This is a genomic window from Treponema sp. UBA7570 (assembly GCA_002477955.1).
Taxonomy (GTDB): domain Bacteria; phylum Spirochaetota; class Spirochaetia; order Treponematales; family Treponemataceae; genus Treponema_D.
Genome location: DLLE01000056.1, coordinates 142,545 through 143,995, shown reverse-complemented (window position 1 = coordinate 143,995; position 1,451 = coordinate 142,545). Strand labels below are relative to the sequence as shown.

Sequence of the window (1,451 nt, the reverse complement as noted above, 5' to 3'; positions counted from 1 at the left end):
CTGGTCTTTATGTCTACAACTTCTACCATGACGGCGAGATTGCGGACGATATAAAGTCTCTTATAGCTGATAAGTAAGATTTTTTGCTGAAAACAAAATGTTTTAGTGTCTAAAAAATCTTTTTCAGTCTAATTTTAGCCGCATTGTCTTTATGAACTTCGCTTCACAAAGTCTTGCGGCTTTTTTGTGTTTATGAAGTTAAAAAAAACGTTTATTTGTTCAATTTTAATTTTTTTTTCATCGCTTTTGTCGTCGCAAAATTTTGAATTGAATTCATTTGCCGGAGATTTGTTTTTTCCGGTTTTTGGAGCAACGGCGGAAGGCTCTTTAAAAACAGAATCAAATTATTTTTCTAAATTAAGTGCTTCTGGAGGTTTTCTTGGCGCAAAACCAGATTTGTCAAAATTTGAGGGGAAGTTTTATTCAGGTTATGCAGAAATAAAAATCGGCTTAAAAAAACTGGATTTTTCTGCAGGTGCGTTTGGAGTAAATATTCCAGGCAAAACTAAAATTTTAAATGGAAAACCGCGTTTTATTTTGGAAAACGGAGATTTTGCTGGATTTTACACTTCTGTAAATTATTGCTTTTCTAAAAGCATAAAACTTTCTTCCGAATTATTTGCCGGAAAAGGCGGATTTGATTGGGGCGATCTGTATTACTTTTTTGGACATCCGGAAAATATAAGATTTTTTTTCGAAAAAACAGAATTTTCGCTTCCTTATGGATTTGATTTTTCGTTTTTTGGAGGAAAAATTAAAGCAAAAATTCAGGCAGATAACACGGAAATAAAAGAAAAGTTGGGAACAGGCAGTGGAAATTTTATTGGATTAAAAGCAGAAAAGGATATTTTGGGGTCAGAAACAAAAATTGATTTTAGGCATTTTCTTTCAATAAAACTATTTTATTGTTATGCAGAGATATTTGGTTCGGTTCTTGCGACAAGTGAAACACAAGACTATTTCTTTTTTCCTTACGAAAGGATTTATGGGCATTTGAACGATAAATTTTATGTTGCTGGACTTGGATTTTCTTATGAATATAAGCGTTCGTCCTTAAAAGTTCGGCTTGATACAGATTATTTTCATTGTTTTGCTAATAAGCCGGATGCAAATTATTCATATAAATATAAGAAAAATATTTTTTTTGACGGTTCTGTAGCTTCAAAAGACTTTGATTTTGCAGATTTTACAAATTGTGGATTCTTTGCCGGAAAACTAAGCGTGTCATATAACGCAAAAACAATTTTAAAATTAAAGCGCGTTGAGCCAGAATTAAGACTTTCAAGACTATTTGTTCTTCCTCTTTTGACAGATACTGCAAAAAATGGACTAAAAACAAAATTAAGTAGTTCCGCAAATTCAAGCTTAGGTTTGTCGTCATCAAAAAATTTACAAAAAATAAAAACTATTTTGCTGAGCGGTACGATTTTATCGTTAAAAATTAAATATTA

1 protein-coding gene is annotated in these 1,451 nt (G+C 31.6%); it reads left to right on the top strand.

Translation table 11 applies throughout. The features are described 5' to 3' along the window. Positions 1-192: 192 nt before the first annotated feature. Positions 193-1,451, top strand: a 1,259-nt coding sequence (locus tag B4N75_RS07605) for a hypothetical protein (protein ID WP_296707050.1), incomplete at its 3' end; no start/stop codon positions are given.